General features: G+C 65.2%; 18 protein-coding genes. 9 read left to right on the top strand and 9 right to left on the bottom strand.

The genetic code is table 11. From position 1 onward, the window contains the following. Positions 1 to 6: 6 nt before the first annotated feature. The 4 genes from P1K30_RS17600 (at position 7) to P1K30_RS17585 (ending at position 2,940) form a co-directional block, all read left to right on the top strand. A complete protein-coding gene (locus P1K30_RS17600; RefSeq protein ID WP_275634074.1) occupies positions 7 to 402 on the top strand; it encodes a F0F1 ATP synthase subunit epsilon in 396 nt (131 codons plus the stop codon). Positions 403 to 559: 157 nt separating this feature from the next. Then, positions 560 to 880, top strand: coding sequence for an H-type lectin domain-containing protein (locus P1K30_RS17595; protein WP_338052385.1), 321 nt, complete (start codon positions 560 to 562; stop codon positions 878 to 880). Positions 881 to 985: 105 nt separating this feature from the next. Beyond that, positions 986 to 1,606: a TetR/AcrR family transcriptional regulator gene (locus tag P1K30_RS17590; protein ID WP_275634072.1), complete on the top strand. Its 621-nt coding sequence runs from the start codon at positions 986 to 988 to the stop codon at positions 1,604 to 1,606. A 113-nt stretch (positions 1,607 to 1,719) separates the two neighbouring features. Beyond that, positions 1,720 to 2,940, top strand: coding sequence for an acyl-CoA dehydrogenase (locus P1K30_RS17585; protein ID WP_275634071.1), 1,221 nt, complete (start codon positions 1,720 to 1,722; stop codon positions 2,938 to 2,940). A gap of 73 nt (positions 2,941 to 3,013) precedes the next feature. Here P1K30_RS17585 and P1K30_RS17580 read toward each other — a convergent pair whose 3' ends face one another. Next, positions 3,014 to 4,033 (bottom strand): ribose-phosphate pyrophosphokinase, encoded by a 1,020-nt coding sequence (locus tag P1K30_RS17580; RefSeq protein ID WP_275634070.1) that lies wholly within the window; start codon positions 4,031 to 4,033, stop codon positions 3,014 to 3,016. 110 nt (positions 4,034 to 4,143) lie between these two features. On the opposite strand from P1K30_RS17580, the gene P1K30_RS17575 reads away from it, so the two are divergent. Further along, a complete protein-coding gene (locus P1K30_RS17575) occupies positions 4,144 to 4,743 on the top strand; it encodes a 2-hydroxychromene-2-carboxylate isomerase (protein ID WP_275634069.1) in 600 nt (199 codons plus the stop codon). Between the two features lie 10 nt (positions 4,744 to 4,753). Here P1K30_RS17575 and P1K30_RS17570 read toward each other — a convergent pair whose 3' ends face one another. The 7 genes from P1K30_RS17570 to P1K30_RS17540 all read right to left on the bottom strand — a co-directional run bounded on the left by P1K30_RS17570 (position 4,754) and on the right by P1K30_RS17540 (position 10,810). Further along, the gene (locus tag P1K30_RS17570; protein WP_275634068.1) at positions 4,754 to 5,806 is read right to left on the bottom strand and encodes a threonine aldolase family protein; all 1,053 of its coding nucleotides are present in this window, start codon (positions 5,804 to 5,806) and stop codon (positions 4,754 to 4,756) included. A 137-nt stretch (positions 5,807 to 5,943) separates the two neighbouring features. Beyond that, positions 5,944 to 6,420, bottom strand: a complete 477-nt coding sequence (locus P1K30_RS17565) for a YcgN family cysteine cluster protein (RefSeq protein ID WP_275634067.1) — start codon at positions 6,418 to 6,420, stop codon at positions 5,944 to 5,946. Beyond that, positions 6,417 to 7,358, bottom strand: coding sequence for a bifunctional riboflavin kinase/FAD synthetase (locus tag P1K30_RS17560; RefSeq protein ID WP_275634066.1), 942 nt, complete (start codon positions 7,356 to 7,358; stop codon positions 6,417 to 6,419). The genes P1K30_RS17565 and P1K30_RS17560 overlap by 4 nt, the downstream gene beginning before the upstream one ends. 31 nt (positions 7,359 to 7,389) lie before the next feature. Then, on the bottom strand, positions 7,390 to 7,833 hold the full coding sequence (locus tag P1K30_RS17555) for a MaoC family dehydratase (protein ID WP_275634065.1): 444 nt from the start codon (positions 7,831 to 7,833) through the stop codon (positions 7,390 to 7,392). 124 nt (positions 7,834 to 7,957) lie between these two features. Next, positions 7,958 to 8,830, bottom strand: coding sequence for a TIGR01459 family HAD-type hydrolase (locus P1K30_RS17550; protein ID WP_275634064.1), 873 nt, complete (start codon positions 8,828 to 8,830; stop codon positions 7,958 to 7,960). 133 nt (positions 8,831 to 8,963) lie between these two features. Continuing rightward, complete coding sequence (locus P1K30_RS17545) at positions 8,964 to 9,722, bottom strand: gamma-glutamylcyclotransferase (protein WP_275634063.1); 759 nt, start codon at positions 9,720 to 9,722, stop codon at positions 8,964 to 8,966. Positions 9,723 to 9,889: 167 nt separating this feature from the next. Continuing rightward, the gene (locus P1K30_RS17540) at positions 9,890 to 10,810 is read right to left on the bottom strand and encodes a manganese-dependent inorganic pyrophosphatase (RefSeq protein ID WP_275634062.1); all 921 of its coding nucleotides are present in this window, start codon (positions 10,808 to 10,810) and stop codon (positions 9,890 to 9,892) included. A gap of 119 nt (positions 10,811 to 10,929) precedes the next feature. On the opposite strand from P1K30_RS17540, the gene P1K30_RS17535 reads away from it, so the two are divergent. Together P1K30_RS17535 and P1K30_RS17530 are read left to right on the top strand one after the other, a co-directional pair. Further along, complete coding sequence (locus P1K30_RS17535; RefSeq protein WP_275634061.1) at positions 10,930 to 11,619, top strand: DUF2161 domain-containing phosphodiesterase; 690 nt, start codon at positions 10,930 to 10,932, stop codon at positions 11,617 to 11,619. A gap of 109 nt (positions 11,620 to 11,728) precedes the next feature. After that, positions 11,729 to 13,048, top strand: a complete 1,320-nt coding sequence (locus tag P1K30_RS17530; RefSeq protein ID WP_275634060.1) for a Hint domain-containing protein — start codon at positions 11,729 to 11,731, stop codon at positions 13,046 to 13,048. A 12-nt stretch (positions 13,049 to 13,060) separates the two neighbouring features. Here P1K30_RS17530 and P1K30_RS17525 read toward each other — a convergent pair whose 3' ends face one another. Beyond that, the gene (locus P1K30_RS17525) at positions 13,061 to 14,065 is read right to left on the bottom strand and encodes a TraB/GumN family protein (protein ID WP_275634059.1); all 1,005 of its coding nucleotides are present in this window, start codon (positions 14,063 to 14,065) and stop codon (positions 13,061 to 13,063) included. 177 nt (positions 14,066 to 14,242) lie between these two features. On the opposite strand from P1K30_RS17525, the gene P1K30_RS17520 reads away from it, so the two are divergent. Further along, entirely contained in the window at positions 14,243 to 14,530 is a 288-nt protein-coding gene (locus P1K30_RS17520; protein WP_275634058.1) for a co-chaperone GroES, read from the top strand. Between the two features lie 48 nt (positions 14,531 to 14,578). Next, positions 14,579 to 16,219, top strand: a complete 1,641-nt coding sequence (gene groL / locus P1K30_RS17515) for a chaperonin GroEL (protein ID WP_275634057.1) — start codon at positions 14,579 to 14,581, stop codon at positions 16,217 to 16,219. The last annotated feature ends 159 nt before the right edge of the window (positions 16,220 to 16,378 follow it).

Here is a 16,378-nt window from a genome sequence, read left to right as displayed (position 1 = left end):
GCAGAGATGGCCGATACCATGCAATTCGACCTCGTGTCCCCGGAACGGAAACTGGCCTCTGTGCAGGCCACTGCCGTCCGTATCCCGGGCACCGAGGGCGACCTGACAGCGATGCCGGGCCACGCGCCCGTCATCACGACGCTGCGTCCGGGTGTGCTGTCGGTCGAAGGGCCGGACGGCACGCAGGACTACGTGGTGTCCGGAGGCTTCGCCGAGATCGCGGCGGAGTCGACTTCGGTGCTGGCCGAGCGGGCAATCCCGCGCGGCGAGGTGACGAAGGACTTTCTTGACGAACTGCGCGCCGAGGCCGAAGCCCGGCACGAGGCCGCCGAGGACCACGAGAAGGACGTCACGTCCAAGGCCCTGTCCGATCTGGCCCATCTGGCCGAGGACATGGTCTGAAGCGTTCAACGCTTAGGGCATCCTTAAAGAAGCCCCGGCAGACTTGCCGGGGCTTTTTCTTTGCGTAAAATCGACAGCCCGGGGGCGCATCAGCCTTGGCTGTCACAGGGTAGAGGAACGGATCGGGGTGAAGCGGTTGAAAAACCACTTGGTCGGCGTGGACCAGGGCAGTGTCCCGATGTTCTCTGATTTCGAGAACGATGGCGAGATGTGGACAGGCGACGGCCCTCGCAAGTGCAGCCGCCGCATCACCTTCGCCGAAGCCTATCAGACCCCGCCATCGGTGCATGTCTCGATCTCGATGTGGGACACCGGGGCGGACCGCAACCAGCGCGCGGACATTTCCGCCGAAAGCATCAGCACCACAGGCTTCGACCTTGTGTTCCGCACATGGGGCGACAGCCGCGTTGCACGGATCCGCGCAGATTGGCTCGCCATCGGCGCGTTGCACGACGATGACACTTGGGACGTCGAGTGACCCTGCCTGCCTGCCCATGCAAGTAATCGCCCTGTTCCGCACGCCAGAGGGCTGACCGGCGATGGCGATTGCCTGCCTGTCGGGCATCCGCTAACCAAAGCGCGTATGACCAGACGCGACACCCGCCCCGGCCCCGGCCGACCGCCCAATATGGAAGACCCGGTCGCCGCGATCCGCGAGGCGGCGGCGGCGCTGTTCGCCGATAAGGGCTACGACGGCACGTCGCTGCAGGACGTCGCGGGCACGGTGGGGATCACCAAGGCGGGGCTGTACCACTACTTTCCGACCAAGCAGGCGCTGTACCAGTCGATCGTGCTGGCAACGCTTCAAGATCTCCGGCGCGAGGTCGAGATGGCTGTCGCTGCTGCCGATACCGCCGAGGCCCGGCTGCTGGGCTTCATGGCGGCGCATGCGCGGTTCTTTCAGCAGAATCGTGACCGCTACCGCGCCAGCTTCTTTGGCCGGACAGATGGCGATCCCGACCGCTTTTCCCCGGACGAACTGTCGGCGCGGAAGGCCTATGTCCGCTGCCTTGAGACGGTGCTGACCGACGGCGTGGCGGACGGCAGTCTTGCGGTCGCTGACGTCCCGACTTTCGCGCGGGGTATCCTTGGTATGCTGAACTGGATGGCCCGCTGGTACAGCGAGGATGGCCCCCTTTCAGCGGTCGAGATCGCCGAAAGCTATGGGCGAACACTGGTCGCGGGACTGGCGGCGAAACCCTGAAACACGGCACGGAACTTGACCCGGCGCGCCGCACGAATTAATTACCTGCCAAGCGGTAGGTAATTGCCCGGCGCGCCGCCGGACGCCCCGCCCGCAGGGATCGGAGACACGACATGGACACCCAGCCAAAGCTGAAACCCAAGGATACGCCCGCACTCGGGGCGTTCGATTGGCAGGATCCCCTGCAACTCGACACCCTGCTGACGGAAGAAGAACGGATGATCCGGGATTCGGCGCATTCCTTCGCGCAGGAAAAGCTGGCGCCTCGGGTGATCGACGCCTACCGCGAAGAACAGACCGACCCCTCGATCTTCCGCGAAATGGGCGAGGTGGGTCTTCTTGGCGCGACCCTGCCCGAGGAATACGGCGGCATCGGCGCGTCCTACGTGGCCTACGGCCTGATCGCCCGCGAGGTCGAGCGGGTCGACAGCGGCTATCGCTCGATGATGTCGGTGCAGTCGTCGCTGGTGATGTACCCGATCTATGCCTACGGCTCGGAAGAGCAGCGACAGAAATATCTTCCCGGCCTTGCGCAGGGCACGCTGATCGGCTGTTTCGGCCTGACCGAACCCGACGCGGGATCCGACCCGGGCGGTATGAAGACCCGTGCGGTCAAGACCGATGGCGGCTATCGGCTGACCGGTTCGAAGATGTGGATCTCGAACAGCCCGATCGCGGACGTCTTCGTCGTCTGGGCCAAGTCCGAGGCGCACGGCGGCAAGATCCGCGGCTTCGTGCTGGAAAAGGGCATGAAGGGCCTGTCCGCGCCAAAGATCGGCGGCAAGCTCAGCCTGCGCGCTTCGATCACCGGCGAGATCGTGATGGACGGGGTTGAGGTGGGCGAGGATGCCCTGCTGCCCGGTGTCGAGGGGCTGAAGGGGCCGTTCGGCTGTCTGAACCGCGCGCGCTATGGCATCGCATGGGGCGTGATGGGCGCCGCCGAATTCTGCTGGCACGCCGCGCGTCAGTACGGGCTTGACCGGCACCAGTTCGGCAGGCCGCTGGCCCAGACCCAGCTGTTCCAGAAGAAGCTGGCCGACATGCAGACCGAAATCGCGCTTGGCCTTCAGGCCGCGTTGCAGGTGGGCCGCCTGATCGAGACCGGCGGCGCCTCGCCCGAGGCGATCTCGCTGATCAAGCGCAACAACTGCGGCAAGGCGCTGGACATGGCGCGGATGGCGCGGGACATGCACGGCGGCAACGGCATTTCCGAGGAATTCCAGGTCATGCGGCACATGGTCAACCTCGAAACGGTGAACACATACGAGGGCACCCACGACGTGCACGCGCTGATCCTTGGTCGGGCGCAGACGGGCCTTCAGGCGTTCATGTAAGCCGTGCCAGTCCGGTAAAAGGAAAGGGCGGCCCCGGTGGCCGCCCTTTGTCGTTCCGCCTCGCTTCGGTCGGTCAGAACCGGGCGTAGGTACCTTCATAGATCGGATGCAGCGTCTCGGTCTCGAACAGCGACGACACGCTGGTGCCGTTCCAGATGTTCAGGATCGCCTGCGCAAAGATCGGCGCGGTCGGCACGATGCGGATGTTCTTCGCGGCCTTGACCGGCTCGGTCGCTTGGATCGTGTCCGTGATCACCAGCGACTTCATCACCGACTTGGTGATGCGGTCGACGGCCGGGCCGGACAGAACGCCATGGGTGATGTAGGAGTGAACCTCTTTCGCGCCCTGTTCCATCAGGACCTCGGCCGCCTTGCACAGCGTCCCGGCAGTGTCGCAGATGTCGTCGACGATGATACAGGTCTTGCCCTTCACGTCGCCGATGACGGTCATCTCGGCCACCTCGCCGGGCTTTTCGCGGCGCTTGTCCACGATGGCCAGCTGCACGCCGATCCGCTTCGCCAGTTCGCGCGCGCGGGCCACGCCGCCCACATCGGGCGAGATCACCGTGACGTCCTTGAGCCGGCCCTTGAATTGGTGCTCGATATCCAGCGCGAACACCGGCGCGGCGTACAGGTTGTCCACCGGAATGTCGAAAAAGCCCTGAATCTGCGCGGCGTGCAGGTCCATCGTCAGGATCCGCTCGATCCCGGCGGTGACCATCATGTTGGCGACCAGCTTGGCCGAGATCGGCGTCCGCGCCTTGGTGCGGCGGTCCTGACGGGCATAGCCGAAATAGGGGATCACGGCGGTGATCCGCGCCGCCGAGGACCGGCGCAGCGCGTCGGCCATGATCAGCAGCTCCATCAGGTTGTCGTTCGCCGGGTTCGATGTCGGCTGAAGGATGAACATATCCTCGCCGCGGACGTTCTCGAAAACCTCGACGAAGATCTCGCCGTCGTTGAAGCGCTCGACGCGCGCATCGACAAGCCCGACGTTCACACCGCGGTGCATCGACATCCGCCGTGCGACGGCAGAGGCAAGGATCGGGTTGGCGTTGCCGGACATCAGTTTGGGTTCGTGGATCGCGGGCATGGCAGCTGGTCTCTGGGAAGATGCGGGAATGACGGATTCGTGACGTTGGCCACCGCTTAGCACCCTGATACGGTCTTGCAAACAAGACGCAGCGCAGGGAGGCCGGGCCGTTGCCGCATATCGACTATTTCTTCTCGACCACGTCACCGTTCAGCTATCTTGCGGGCACCCGGATGGAAGAGATCGCGGACCGCCACGGGGTCACGGTCGCTTACAAACCCTTCGACCTGCGCGCGGCCTTCCCCCGCACCGGCGGCACGCCGCCCGAGATGCGGTACGAAGGGCGGGTGGACTACCGCCTGCAGGACATGGCGCGCCAGTCGAAGAAACTTGGCCTGCCGATCAACCTGAAACCGGCGTATTGGCCGGCCAACGGCGCACCGTCGTCCTATGCGATCATCGCCGCGCAGTCGGCGGGCGGCGGCGATCTTGGCGCATTGGTGCACGGCATCCTGCGCGCCTGCTGGGCCGAGGAACGCGACATCGCGCAGGACGACGTGATCCGCGACTGCCTGTCAGCGGCGGGCTTCGACCCATCGCTTGCCGACAGCGGGTTGCTGGCCGGGGCCGAGACCTACGCCGCGAACCTCGAAGAGGCGGTCGCGCGCGGCGTCTACGGCGCGCCGTTCTACCTTCTCGACGACGGTCAGAAGTTCTGGGGTCAGGACAGCCTCGGCGATCTCGACCTGCACCTGTCGGGCAAGCTTTAGCGCGCCCGCCTCAGGCGTTCAGCGCGCCAAGGAAGCCGTCGATCTCGTCCTCGCCGGTGCACCAGCTGCAGACAAGCCGTGCCGACACGGGTTCGTCCGGATCGCCCTCCAGCGACTGGTGGCCCGGCCAGATGTGATAGGCCGCACCCTCGGCGCGCACCTTGTGGTGCAGCCCGCGCGGGAAGGCGGCGAACACCATGTTGGCGTCCTGCGGATGGGCAAGGCTGGCGCCGGGGATCTTCAGGATGCCCTCGGCCAACCGGTCGGCCCGCGCATTCGCGGTGCGCGCCATGTCCAGCCACAGGTCGTCGGCCAGATAGGCCTGCATCTGCGCCGACAGATAGCGGTGCTTGGAAAACAGGTGCCCGCCGCGCTTGCGCCGCAGCTCGAACTCCCACGCCTTGTCGGGATCGAACAGCACCACGGCCTCGACCCCCATCAGCCCGTTCTTGGTGCCGCCGAAGGACAGCACGTCGACGCCCGCGCGCCACGTCAGATCGGCGGGCGAGGCGTTGGTCGACACCAGCGCATTGGCGAACCGCGCGCCGTCCATGTGCACCGGCAGGCCGTAATCCTTCGCCACAGCCGCCAGCGCCGCCACCTCGGAAACGGAATAGACCGTGCCGTTCTCGGTCACGTCGGTGATCGACACCATCCCGCGCTGCACGTTGTGCACCCCGCCGCGCCCGGTGAACCGGATCGTCTCGCGCAGGGTCTCGGGGGTCATCTTGGCATGCTCGCCATCGACCAGCACCAGCTTGGCGCCGCCGGTATAGAACTCGGGCGACGCGCATTCGTCCTCTTCGATATGCGCGTTGCGATGGCAGAAGATCGCGGACCACGGCGGGCAATAGCAGGCCAGCGACAGCACGTTCGCCGCGGTGCCGGTGGCCACAAGGTACACCGCCGCCTCGGGCGCCTCGAAGATCTCGCGGATACGCGCGCGCACCTCGTCCATGATCGGATCGCCGCCGTAGGACGGCATGTACCCGGCGTTGGCGGCGACCAGCGCCTCCATCACCTTGGGATGCGCGGGAGACGAGTTGTCAGAGGAGAAGAACATCGCGGTCGTCCTGAAGTTCGGGGATGCCGTGTCAGACCACATTCCACGCCCAAGAGCAATCGGGCGGCCCCCTTGCTTCTTCTGTCCGCAAATATCCCGGGGAGCGCGAGGGGCAGCGCCCCTCGTATGCCGACCGATCAGCCGGTCGGTTCTTCGATGATATAGTCTTCCCAGTCCTCTTCCGGGATCTCGAACTCTGGCACCGTCCAGCCCTGAACCGACACGCCCGCCGCGTGCACCGTGTCCGGCGTGCCCGAGATCAGCGGGTGCCAGTCGTACAGCGCCTTGCCCTCGTACATCAGCCGATAGGCGCAGGTCTGCGGCATCCAATAGGCGATCTCGCCGATGTTCTTCGGCGTCAGCACCACGCAATCCGGGACGAACTGCTTGCGGATTTCGTACTGGGCGCAGCGACAGGTCGAATCGTCCAGCAGCCGGCAGGCGACGCGGGTGAAGGCGACCTCGCTGGTGTCCGGGTCCTCCAGTTTGTTCAGGCAGCACTTGCCGCAGCCGTCGCACAGCGCCTCCCACTCGCGCGCGGTGAGGTTCTTCAGCGGAACCCGTTCCCAGAACCGGTCCCGCAGCCCGTGGCGGTCGATCGGATCGTCGGTCATGGCAGCGCCGCCAGAATTTCGCGGGCGCGGGCGCAGTCTGCGTCCATCTGGCGGACCAGCGCGTCAAGACTGTCGAACTTGGCCTCGGGCCGCAGGTACTCGACCAGCGCCACGGACAGGTGTTCGTCGTACAGATCGCCGGCAAAATCGAACAGGAAGGTCTCCAGGTTCGGCACGTTCTCTCCGAACATCGGACGGTGCCCGATGTTGGCGGCGCCGTCATAGCTGCCCTTGTGCGGGCCGGTCAGGATGTCGGCCTTGACGGCATAGACCCCGAACCGCGGCGGGTGCAGCCCGCTGATCGACATGTTCGCGGTCGGATAGCCCAGATCGCGCCCGCGCTTGTCGCCGTGGCGCACCGCGCCGTCGATCCGGTGCCAATGTCCCAGCATCGCGGCGGCGTGGCGCACCTCGCCCTCGGCCAGCGCGGTACGGATGCGGGTCGACGACACCTCGATCCCCGCGGTTTCGACAAGCTCGGCGATGGTGACGCCGAACCCAAAGCGCGCGCCGAACTCCCGCAGCATATCGACGGTGCCCTTGCGGCCCTTGCCGAAGCAAAAGTCGGCCCCGACCACGACATGGCTCAGCCCCAGCCCGTCGGCGATCACATCGCGGGCAAATTCCTCGGCCGACAGGCCGGACAGGCGCGCATCGAACGGCAATTGGTACAGCTGGTCGACGCCCAGCTTCTCCAGCCGGTGCGACTTGGTCTCGGCGCTCATCAGGCGGAACGGCGGCGCGTCGGGCGCGAAGAACTCGCGCGGGTGCGGTTCGAACGTCATGATGCCCAGCGGCGCATGGGTGCGCGCAGCCTCGGACCGGGCGATGTCGATGACCGCCTGATGCCCAAGGTGCACGCCGTCGAAATTGCCGATGGCAGCAGACGCGCCCTTGTCGGCGTCGGCAATCCCCGTCCAGTCGGTGAAGGTCTTCATGGTCCCCCGAGCGACGGGGGCGCCCCGTCCGTCAGTCGAATTTCCGGCTGGGCGCCAGGACCAGCGCCTCACCTTTCAGGACGACCGTATCGCCCACGGCGCACTGACAATCAAGCGTGACCCGTCGCCGGGAATGGTCGATCTCACGCACCGTCACCTCGGCGACGACCACGTCGCCCGGCCGCACCGGCGCCATGAATTTCAGGCTCTGTCCAAGATAGACCGTTCCATGTCCCGGCAACTGCTCTCCGATCACCGCCGAAATCAGCCCGGCGGTCAGCATCCCGTGGGCGATGCGGCCCTCGAAGATCGTGTCCATCGCGTAGGCATCATCAAGGTGCACCGGATTGCGGTCGGTCGACACCTCGGCGAACAGTTCGATGTCGCGGTCGGTGACCTGCTTGCGCAGGTAGCGGCGCATCCCGATCTCGAGATCCTCGATGCAGATCGTGCCACGTTCCAGATTGTCGAGCATAGCGGCCTCCGGGCGGTTGTTGCGCTGCAGCATACACCGCCCGGCAGGGTGGGATCAATCGGGAAGGTAATTTAAATCACGAAACGGCTCAAAATTTGAAACTTTATTGCCGCGCCGTCCTTCGTCAGCGCAGAAACCCGATGCTGTAGGTCGGGTCGTAGCCCTTGGTCGCAAGCCATGCGTCCAGTCGGTCGGAATGCGGATGCGCGCCGTCCAGCGTTTCCTCGGCGGCCAGCCCACCCGCGACGAACAGCACATCCAGATCCTCGCCCACGGCGCCTTGGACGTCCGTGTGAATGCCATCCCCGACGCAGAGGATCCGCGCTTCGGGCACGTCCCGCTCCAGCGCCGCCAGCCGCCGCCGGGCCAGATCGTAGATCGGCGGATGCGGCTTGCCGAAATACAGGCTTTCGCCGCCCATCTCGGTGTACATCTCGGCCAGCGCACCGGCACACCACTGCCGTTTGGTGCCCACGTCGACGATCACGTCGGGGTTCATGCACAAAAGCTTCATGCCCTTCGTCTTCGCGAACAGGAACTCACCCTTGTAGACCGACGGATCGGCATAGGGGTCTTCCGGCCCGGCGACGACAAGGCCCTCGGCGTCGGCCAAAGGCACCACCTCGACCGAGATCGGATCGTTCAGGATCTTCGGCGGCTCGAAGATGGTTCGATCGGATTCGTAGCCGATGAAATGCACCTTGTTGCCCACCGCGCCGGTGAACAGCGCGGTGCGTGCGCTGTCGCCGGACGTCGCGATCGCGTCCCACGCGTCGCGCGGCACACCGATGTCATCAAGACCCTTGGCCACCTCTGTCCACGCGCGCGGCGCGTTGGTCACCAGCACCACCGTGCCGCCCTTCGCCCGGAACGCCTGCAGCGCCGCGACCGCCTCGGGGAAAGCTTCACGACCGTTGTGCACACAGCCCCAGACATCGCAGAACAGCGCGTCGTAATCGGCGGAAATGTCGGACAGGGCGTGGACGATACGGGTCATGAAGGGGCCTCGGCTGCGCGTTCGCAGGCGGTATCGCACGAAGCCCGCGGCGCGGAAACCCGCGATCGCGGCGGCCCTGCTTCGGCCGCTTTTGTCTTTGGTCCTTAAATATCCCCGCCGGAGGCAAGAAATCCTATGCCGCGCCGTCGCGGCGGGCGCGGGCGTCGGCAAGAAGCCGGGCCATGTCCGGATCTTCGATGTTCAGGATCTCGAACCTGTCGGCAAGGTTCTGAATGTACTCGAAGCTGGTTCCAAGAATGCCCTCGCCAAACGCCGCATAGGTCACCTGTTCGTCATGCGACAGGTCCGGGTGGATCATGTCGGCGTCATGGTCGGCGGTGAACGCCAGAACGGTGATCTCTCCGTGGTCGGTCGAGGCCGGAAGGAATTCTTCGTGATAGCACGGCGAGATGCGTTCGCGCCGCCACAGGATGTCGGTCTCTTCCTCAAGCCGCTCGGCGGCGATGCGAAAGGCCAGCCCGTCGCAGCCGGGTCCGTCCGGGTCGCTGTCCAGCGCGGCCATCACGCCGGGATGGTCCGGTGTGCCGCGCCCGCCGGAAACGTCCTTCAGGATGAAGCGGCGGGCGAAGCCGGGCAGGTGGGCGCGGCGCACTTCCTCGAACAGGAACGCCGGGTTCCACATCAGCGAGCCATAGGCGAACACCCAAAGGTCCTTGTCCCGGCGGCCATCCAGCGCAGCGGTGCGGAACGCCTCGCGTTCGGCATCGGGATAGGCGGGCATCGGTTCCAGCCCGCGAGCGGCCAGTTCCGCCTCGATCGTGGCGGGGTCGAAGTCGCGGAAGAACGAGGTCAGCGGATCCTCGATCTTGCCGCGCAGGCCGGGGTGGTGGCGGTACGGGTCTGTGGTCCGGGTGTTGCTGTCTGGCTGCATGGGCCATCGGTGACAGGCGGGCCGCCGGGGCGCAACCCGGAACGCCGCACAGTGCCGGTGCGCCGGGTGCAAAGCGGGGCCCGGATGCGGGGCCCGGATGTGGGAGGGCGGATACGAAAAGACCCCCGGCAGTGCGGGGGTCTTCCGTCAGTCGGCAGGCGATGCGCTTACAGCGTCAGCGCCGGGATGATCTGCTTTTTGCGGCTCATGATGCCGGGCAGCACGACGCTGTCGCCGGTCACGGTGGCGCCAAAGCTTTTCTCGGCCACGGTCTTGACCGTGTCGTTCGGCACCAGAAGCGTCGCCTCTTCCTTCAGGATGTCGACGACGAACAGCAGCACCTCGTCCACGCCGTCCTCGGCCGCGACGGTTTTCATCGTCTCCATCAGCGACGCCTTGCGGTCCAGCGGGATGTTCGGCGCGGTGGTTTCCAGAACCGAGACGCGGAACTTGGTGCCCGACACTTCGTATTCCTTGCTGTCCATGCGGATCAGTTCGGCATCGCTGAAGGCCGAAACGTCCGACTTGGCGGCGAACAGGTCGGCGGCGTAGTCAGAGATCGAGATCCCCAGATCGGCGGCCAGTTCCTCGGCCAGCGCCTTGTCCTGCTCGGTCGTGGTGGGCGAGCGAAATTCCAGCGTGTCCGACAGGATGCACGACAGCATCGCGCCCTTGATGTTCTCGGGCATCTTGGCGGCGTTGTCGCCCATCAGGTTGTGCATGATGGTCGCGGTGCAGGCGAGCGGCTTGATCGTGATGTCGATCGGGCCCTTCGTTTCCAGTCCGCCGGTCAGCTTGTGGTGGTCGATGATCTGCACGATGTCCGCGTCGTTGATCGCGTCGGGCAGCTCGGCCGGGTTGTTGGTGTCGACGATGACGACCTTGTCCCCGGTGGCGACGTCCGAGATGATCTCGGGTTTGTCGAAGCCCCAGCGTTCCAGCACGAAGGCGGCTTCGGTGTTGGGCTCGCCCAGCAGCTTCGCCTCGGCGGGCTGGCCGCGGTGTTCGGAAAGGTACCAGGCCCAGATAAGCGGCGAGCCTGTGGAATCGGTGTCGGGGGATTTGTGGCCGAAGACTTTGATGGTCATGTCTCTGTCCGTCGTTTTCAGGAAGCCGTTTGGTCTGGCGTGGATCGTGCGTTCGGGCGCCTCTATAGGGGCACGGCGGCGGGTTGTCACGCGGCGGCAGGTGAGGTCAAGTGGCGCGCATGGCCGACATGCGTGAAACAGACCTGTACCCGCCCGTGAAGGCGTTTCTCGAAGGGCAGGGATACGAGGTGAAGGGCGACGTGGCCGAAGCCGACGTGGTCGCCTGCCGGGGCGACGCGCCGCCGGTCATCGTAGAACTGAAGACCTCGTTCTCATTGGCGCTGCTGCATCAAGCGGTCGCACGGCTGTCGATCAGCGACACGGTCTATGTCTGCGTGCCGCGCAAGCCGGGGATGGCCTTTCACAGGGCGCTGAAGGACAACATCGCCCTGTGCCGACGGCTGGGGCTGGGGGTGATCCTTGTTCGCCTGTCCGACGGCCATGTCGAGGTGCCCTGCGATCCCGGTCCCTATGCGCCGCGCAAGTCCGCCAAGCGCCGCGACCGCCTGCTGCGAGAGTTCGCCCGGCGCGACGGCGATCCGTCCCCCGGCGGGTCCGTGCGGGGCGGGGTGGTTACTGCCTACCGTCAGGATGCGATGCGGGTGGCGGCCTACCTTGTGGCGCACGGCCCAAGCAAGGGCGCGGTGGTTGCGAAGGCCACGGGCGTCACCCGCGCCACGCGGATCATGGCGGACGACCACTATGGCTGGTTCGAACGGGTCCAGACCGGCGTTTACGCGTTGACCAAAAAAGGGGCAGCGGCGAGCGAGACCGCCGAAATTGGTAAAGACGCGGCGTCAAGTCCCTGAGAATACGTGCTTTTAGCAGGTATTTGCCGCAAAACCGCCAGATTCTCCCGGCTTGAACGGAACGTGCGACCGGGAACCGGCGCGTTCTACTCAGGCGGAAAGCAAGACTATGTCATCCCAGAACGGGAACGATACGATCAAGGGTGACTGGCAAGACAATGATCTTGCCGGCGGCGACGGCGACGACAGCGTTTCGGGTGCTTCGGGCGACGACACCCTTGATGGCGGTGCAGGCAACGACACGCTGAAAGGCGACTCTGGCAACGACAGCCTAAGCGGCGGCGACGGCGACGACCAACTGGAAGGCGGGTCGCAGAACGACACGCTGGACGGCGGCGCGGGCGATGACACGCTGTATGGCGGAAGCGAAGAAGACGTCCTGATCGGCGGCGACGGCGACGACTATCTTGACGGTGGGTCGCAGAACGACCGCCTGTACGGCGGCGCCGGCGACGACACGCTTTATGGCGGGACCGGCGACGACACGATGGACGGCGGCGCGGGCGACGACCTGATTTACGCCGGCGAGTACGAGGGCGGCCACGACATGATCGTGTGGGGGCCCGAAGGCGGTCACGACACCATCATGGGCTTCAGCCCGGAAGACGACGTCATCTACGTCGACGGCGCGACCATCGACGACGTGATCCTGACCCCGACGGACAATCCCAAGATCTGGACCATGACGCTGGACGGCGTCGAGGACGCCAGCCTGACGATCGATTTCACCTATTATTGGAACGAAGGCATCACGGCCGAACAGCTGAAGCAGCAGGTCGTGACCGAGAAGGACACGACCATCCCCGAGTCGCCCGTCGCCATGCCGGTCTGCCTGACGGCAGGGGCAATGGTCCTGACGGCGACAGGTCCGCGTCCGGTGGAAACCTTGGCCGAGGGCGACCTGTTGCAGGTCGCGGATGGCGGTCTGCGCCCCGTTCGCGCCGTGCTGCGCAACCGCGTCAGCGTCGCCGCCCAGAAAGCCGACCCGGCGCTGCGCCCGGTCGAGATCGCGGCGGGCGCGTTCGGCGACGGGCTGCCGCGCCAGCGGATGCGGGTGTCGCTTCAGCACGCCTTCCTTGCCGTCGACGCGCGGCCCAATGGCCGCGGAGAGGTGCTGATACGTGCGCGCCACCTTGCGGATGAGATGGGCCTTGCCCGGCTGGTGGAAACTCCGCGCGCGAACGTGACCTACTATCACCTCGTCATGGACCGCCACGAACTGGTCAACGCCGACGGGGTCTGGACCGAAACCGTGTTCGCCGGTCCCGAGGCGCTGGCCGCGGACCCGGTCCTGTCAGAGATGCTGGACGGGCGCGACATTCCGCAGATGGATCGCAGGGCCCGCCCGCTTTTGCTGCGCAAGCACCTGCGTCGCTATTCGGGCCTCAGCATCGGTCAGGTCGCGCGCGACGGGGTTGCTGCCGCCTGAAAAGGGATTTCGTCAGTCGGGGGTGCGGGCGCGGCGGGTGACGTCGAAGCCCTCTGCCTCCAACAGGTGAAGAAGCCCCGCGTCGCCGGGAAGGTGCATCGCGCCGACCGCCACCAGCGTGTCGCCGTCGGCGGACAGAATGCGATCCATCCACGCGCGGTTGCGGTCGTCGATCAGCACCTTTTCAAAGCGCGCGATCTGGTCTTCCAGCTCCTCGGCCGAAAAGGTCTCGTCCGCTTCTGACAGGGCGACGGTGAATTCCCAGATCAGCTGGATTTCCTCGCGGAAATAGGCTTCGGCCATCGTCACCGCCAAATCGGCGCTCTGGTCGGTCGACTGCGACAGGCCGTAGCGCAGCAGATCAAGCTGCTCTTGCTGGGTGAAGGCCGCGAATGCGGTCAGCGCGGTGTCGATTGGCTCCAGCGCCAGCGCGGGCTTGTCCAGCGCCTCGGCGGCTGCGGTAATCATCCCGTCCAGCCCGCGCTTTCCGGATTGCAGGGCCTCCATGTCGCAGCGGGTCATGCCAAGCTGCGCCATCGCCATCCAAGGCCGCATCTGCGAGGCAAGAAAACCCGGCACACCACGATCGGCCATCGCCGCGCGCAGCCGGTCCCAGTCTTCCTCGCCCAAAAGGTCGGGCAGGGTGGGGCCCTCGGTGATGAAGGCAAGCGACGGCTCGGCGGCGATCATCCGCTGCAACCGCGCCTCGTCGCCCGCCCCCATCTCAAGATAGATCGTGTCGGCGGTTTCCAGAAACGGGCGGATCTGGTCCAGCGTCGCCTCGTGGCGGGGGTCGTACAGGTGCATCGTGCCGACAAGCAGAACGTGCCGACCGTTGCGCTGGGCGTCCCACAGGATGCCGGTGCCGTTCGGAACGGCGTCGGCAAGGTTTCGCAGGCGCTCCTGTTCATCCGCTGGCAAGGCTGTTATCAGGTCGCTTCCGCCGCAGTCCGCTGTGGCCGTGGCGGGCCTGAGCGCGACCAGCGCAAGGAACAGGAAGATAAGGAATTTGCGCACTTGCCGGTCCTCCGCGGGTGTTGGCCGAAAGGGTACGCCAGTCCCCTCCGACCGCAAGCAAATTTCTGTAAGGCGCCCTGTTGACTCGTGGAACCCACCTCCTTATCTCCGGCTCGTTAGCACTCGCCCCCGGTGAGTGCTAATTTGGGAGAACAATGAACCAAGGAGCGTTCAGAGATGGCATTCACCCCGCTGCATGACCGTGTGCTGGTCCGCCGTGTGGAATCCGACGAGAAGACCAAGGGTGGTCTGATCATCCCGGAAAGCGCGAAAGAGAAGCCGGCCGAGGGCGAGATCGTCGCCGTGGGCGCAGGCGCCAAGGACGACGACGGCGATCGGATCGCGATGGACGTTAAAGCCGGCGATAAGATCCTGTTCGGCAAATGGTCCGGTACCGAGATCACGCTGGACGGCGAAGAGCTGCTGATCATGAAGGAAAGCGACATTCTCGGCATTATCGCCTGAGACCTGTCCCCTTCAATCACTCAAACATTTCAGACGGAGTAACCAATCATGGCTGCTAAGGACGTCAAATTCGACACCGACGCCCGTAACCGTATGCTCAAGGGTGTGAACATCCTTGCTGACGCGGTGAAAGTGACCCTCGGCCCCAAAGGCCGCAACGTGGTCATCGAGAAATCGTTCGGTGCCCCGCGCATCACCAAAGACGGTGTTTCGGTCGCCAAGGAAATCGAACTGGAAGACAAGTTCGAGAACATGGGCGCCCAGATGGTGAAGGAAGTCGCTTCCCGCACCAACGACGAAGCCGGCGACGGCACCACCACCGCGACGGTTCTGGCGCAAGCCATCGTCAAGGACGGCCTCAAGTCGGTTGCCGCCGGCATGAACCCGATGGACCTGAAGCGCGGCATCGACCTGGCCACTGCCAAAGTCGTCGACGCGATCAAGGCCGCTGCCCGTGAAGTGAACGACTCGAACGAAGTCGCTCAGGTCGGCACCATCTCGGCGAACGGCGAAGAAGCCATTGGCCGCCAGATCGCCGACGCGATGCAGAAAGTCGGCAACGACGGCGTCATCACCGTCGAAGAGAACAAAGGCCTCGAGACCGAGACCGAAGTCGTCGAAGGCATGCAGTTCGACCGCGGCTACCTGTCGCCCTACTTCGTGACCAACCCCGACAAGATGATCGCCGAACTGGACGATTGCCTTATCCTGCTGCACGAGAAGAAACTCTCGTCGCTGCAGCCGCTGGTCCCGCTGCTCGAGCAGGTGATCCAGTCGCAGAAGCCGCTTCTGATCATCGCCGAAGACGTCGAGGGCGAAGCCCTGGCGACCCTCGTGGTGAACAAGCTGCGTGGCGGCCTGAAGATCGCTGCCGTCAAAGCTCCGGGCTTCGGCGACCGCCGCAAGGCCATGCTGCAGGACATCGCGATCCTGACCGGCGGCCAAGTGATCTCGGAAGATCTCGGCATGAAGCTGGAATCGGTCACGATGGACATGCTTGGCACCGCCAAGACCGTGTCGATCACCAAGGACGAGACCACGATCGTCGACGGTCACGGCGAAAAAGCCGAGATCGAGGCCCGCGTTGCCCAGATCCGCACGCAGATCGAGGAAACCACCTCGGACTACGACCGTGAGAAGCTGCAGGAACGTGTTGCCAAGCTGGCGGGCGGCGTTGCCGTCATCCGCGTCGGCGGCATGACCGAAGTCGAAGTGAAAGAGCGCAAGGACCGCGTCGATGACGCGCTGAACGCGACCCGTGCGGCCGTTCAGGAAGGTGTCGTGGTCGGTGGCGGTGTTGCCCTGATCCAAGGTGCCAAGGCCCTTGACGGTCTGGAAGGCGCGAACAGCGACCAGAACGCCGGTATCGCCATCGTGCGCAAGGCTCTGGAAGCTCCGCTGCGCCAGATCGCCGAGAACGCTGGTGTCGACGGTTCGGTTGTTGCCGGCAAGATCCGCGAAAGCCAGGACCTGGCCTTCGGCTTCAACGCTCAGACCGAAGAATATGGCGACATGTTCAAGTTCGGCGTGATCGACCCCGCGAAGGTCGTCCGCACCGCGCTGGAAGACGCTGCCTCGGTTGCTGGCCTGCTGATCACCACCGAAGCGATGGTGGCCGACAAGCCGCAAAAAGACGCACCCGCGGCGCCCGACATGGGCGGCATGGGCGGCATGGGCGGCATGATGTAATCAGCCGCTCCATCCGGAGTATCGGGAAAGGGCGCCCTTGCGGCGCCCTTTTTCTTTGCAGTTTCGCCGCTGCACCGGCAACCGGCTGCCGAACACAGGCGCCAAGCCTATCGACTCTCTTGCGTGAACGGTCCCGATGCCGCCTAGATACCTCGCGTG

The organism is Psychromarinibacter halotolerans (genome assembly GCF_029168315.1).
Classification (GTDB): domain Bacteria; phylum Pseudomonadota; class Alphaproteobacteria; order Rhodobacterales; family Rhodobacteraceae; genus Psychromarinibacter; species Psychromarinibacter halotolerans.
The sequence above is the reverse complement of the archived record's forward strand: the minus strand, read 5'-3'. Positions and strand labels throughout refer to the sequence as shown.

Bases quoted from the DNA above. Each gene is read 5' to 3' on its own strand.
- P1K30_RS17555 (WP_275634065.1), bottom strand. From the start codon at position 7,833: ATGCTCGACAATCTGGAACGTGGCACGATCTGCATCGAGGATCTCGAG.
- P1K30_RS17585 (WP_275634071.1), top strand. From the start codon at position 1,720: ATGGACACCCAGCCAAAGCTGAAACCCAAGGATACGCCCGCACTCGGG.
- P1K30_RS17570 (WP_275634068.1), bottom strand. From the start codon at position 5,806: ATGTTCTTCTCCTCTGACAACTCGTCTCCCGCGCATCCCAAGGTGATG.
- P1K30_RS17550 (WP_275634064.1), bottom strand. From the start codon at position 8,830: ATGACCCGTATCGTCCACGCCCTGTCCGACATTTCCGCCGATTACGAC.
- P1K30_RS17560 (WP_275634066.1), bottom strand. From the start codon at position 7,358: ATGAAGACCTTCACCGACTGGACGGGGATTGCCGACGCCGACAAGGGC.
- P1K30_RS17530 (WP_275634060.1), top strand. From the start codon at position 11,729: ATGTCATCCCAGAACGGGAACGATACGATCAAGGGTGACTGGCAAGAC.
- groL (WP_275634057.1), top strand. From the start codon at position 14,579: ATGGCTGCTAAGGACGTCAAATTCGACACCGACGCCCGTAACCGTATG.
- P1K30_RS17520 (WP_275634058.1), top strand. From the start codon at position 14,243: ATGGCATTCACCCCGCTGCATGACCGTGTGCTGGTCCGCCGTGTGGAA.
- P1K30_RS17540 (WP_275634062.1), bottom strand. From the start codon at position 10,810: ATGACCATCAAAGTCTTCGGCCACAAATCCCCCGACACCGATTCCACA.
- P1K30_RS17565 (WP_275634067.1), bottom strand. From the start codon at position 6,420: ATGACCGACGATCCGATCGACCGCCACGGGCTGCGGGACCGGTTCTGG.
- P1K30_RS17590 (WP_275634072.1), top strand. From the start codon at position 986: ATGACCAGACGCGACACCCGCCCCGGCCCCGGCCGACCGCCCAATATG.
- P1K30_RS17545 (WP_275634063.1), bottom strand. From the start codon at position 9,722: ATGCAGCCAGACAGCAACACCCGGACCACAGACCCGTACCGCCACCAC.
- P1K30_RS17580 (WP_275634070.1), bottom strand. From the start codon at position 4,033: ATGCCCGCGATCCACGAACCCAAACTGATGTCCGGCAACGCCAACCCG.
- P1K30_RS17535 (WP_275634061.1), top strand. From the start codon at position 10,930: ATGGCCGACATGCGTGAAACAGACCTGTACCCGCCCGTGAAGGCGTTT.
- P1K30_RS17600 (WP_275634074.1), top strand. From the start codon at position 7: ATGGCCGATACCATGCAATTCGACCTCGTGTCCCCGGAACGGAAACTG.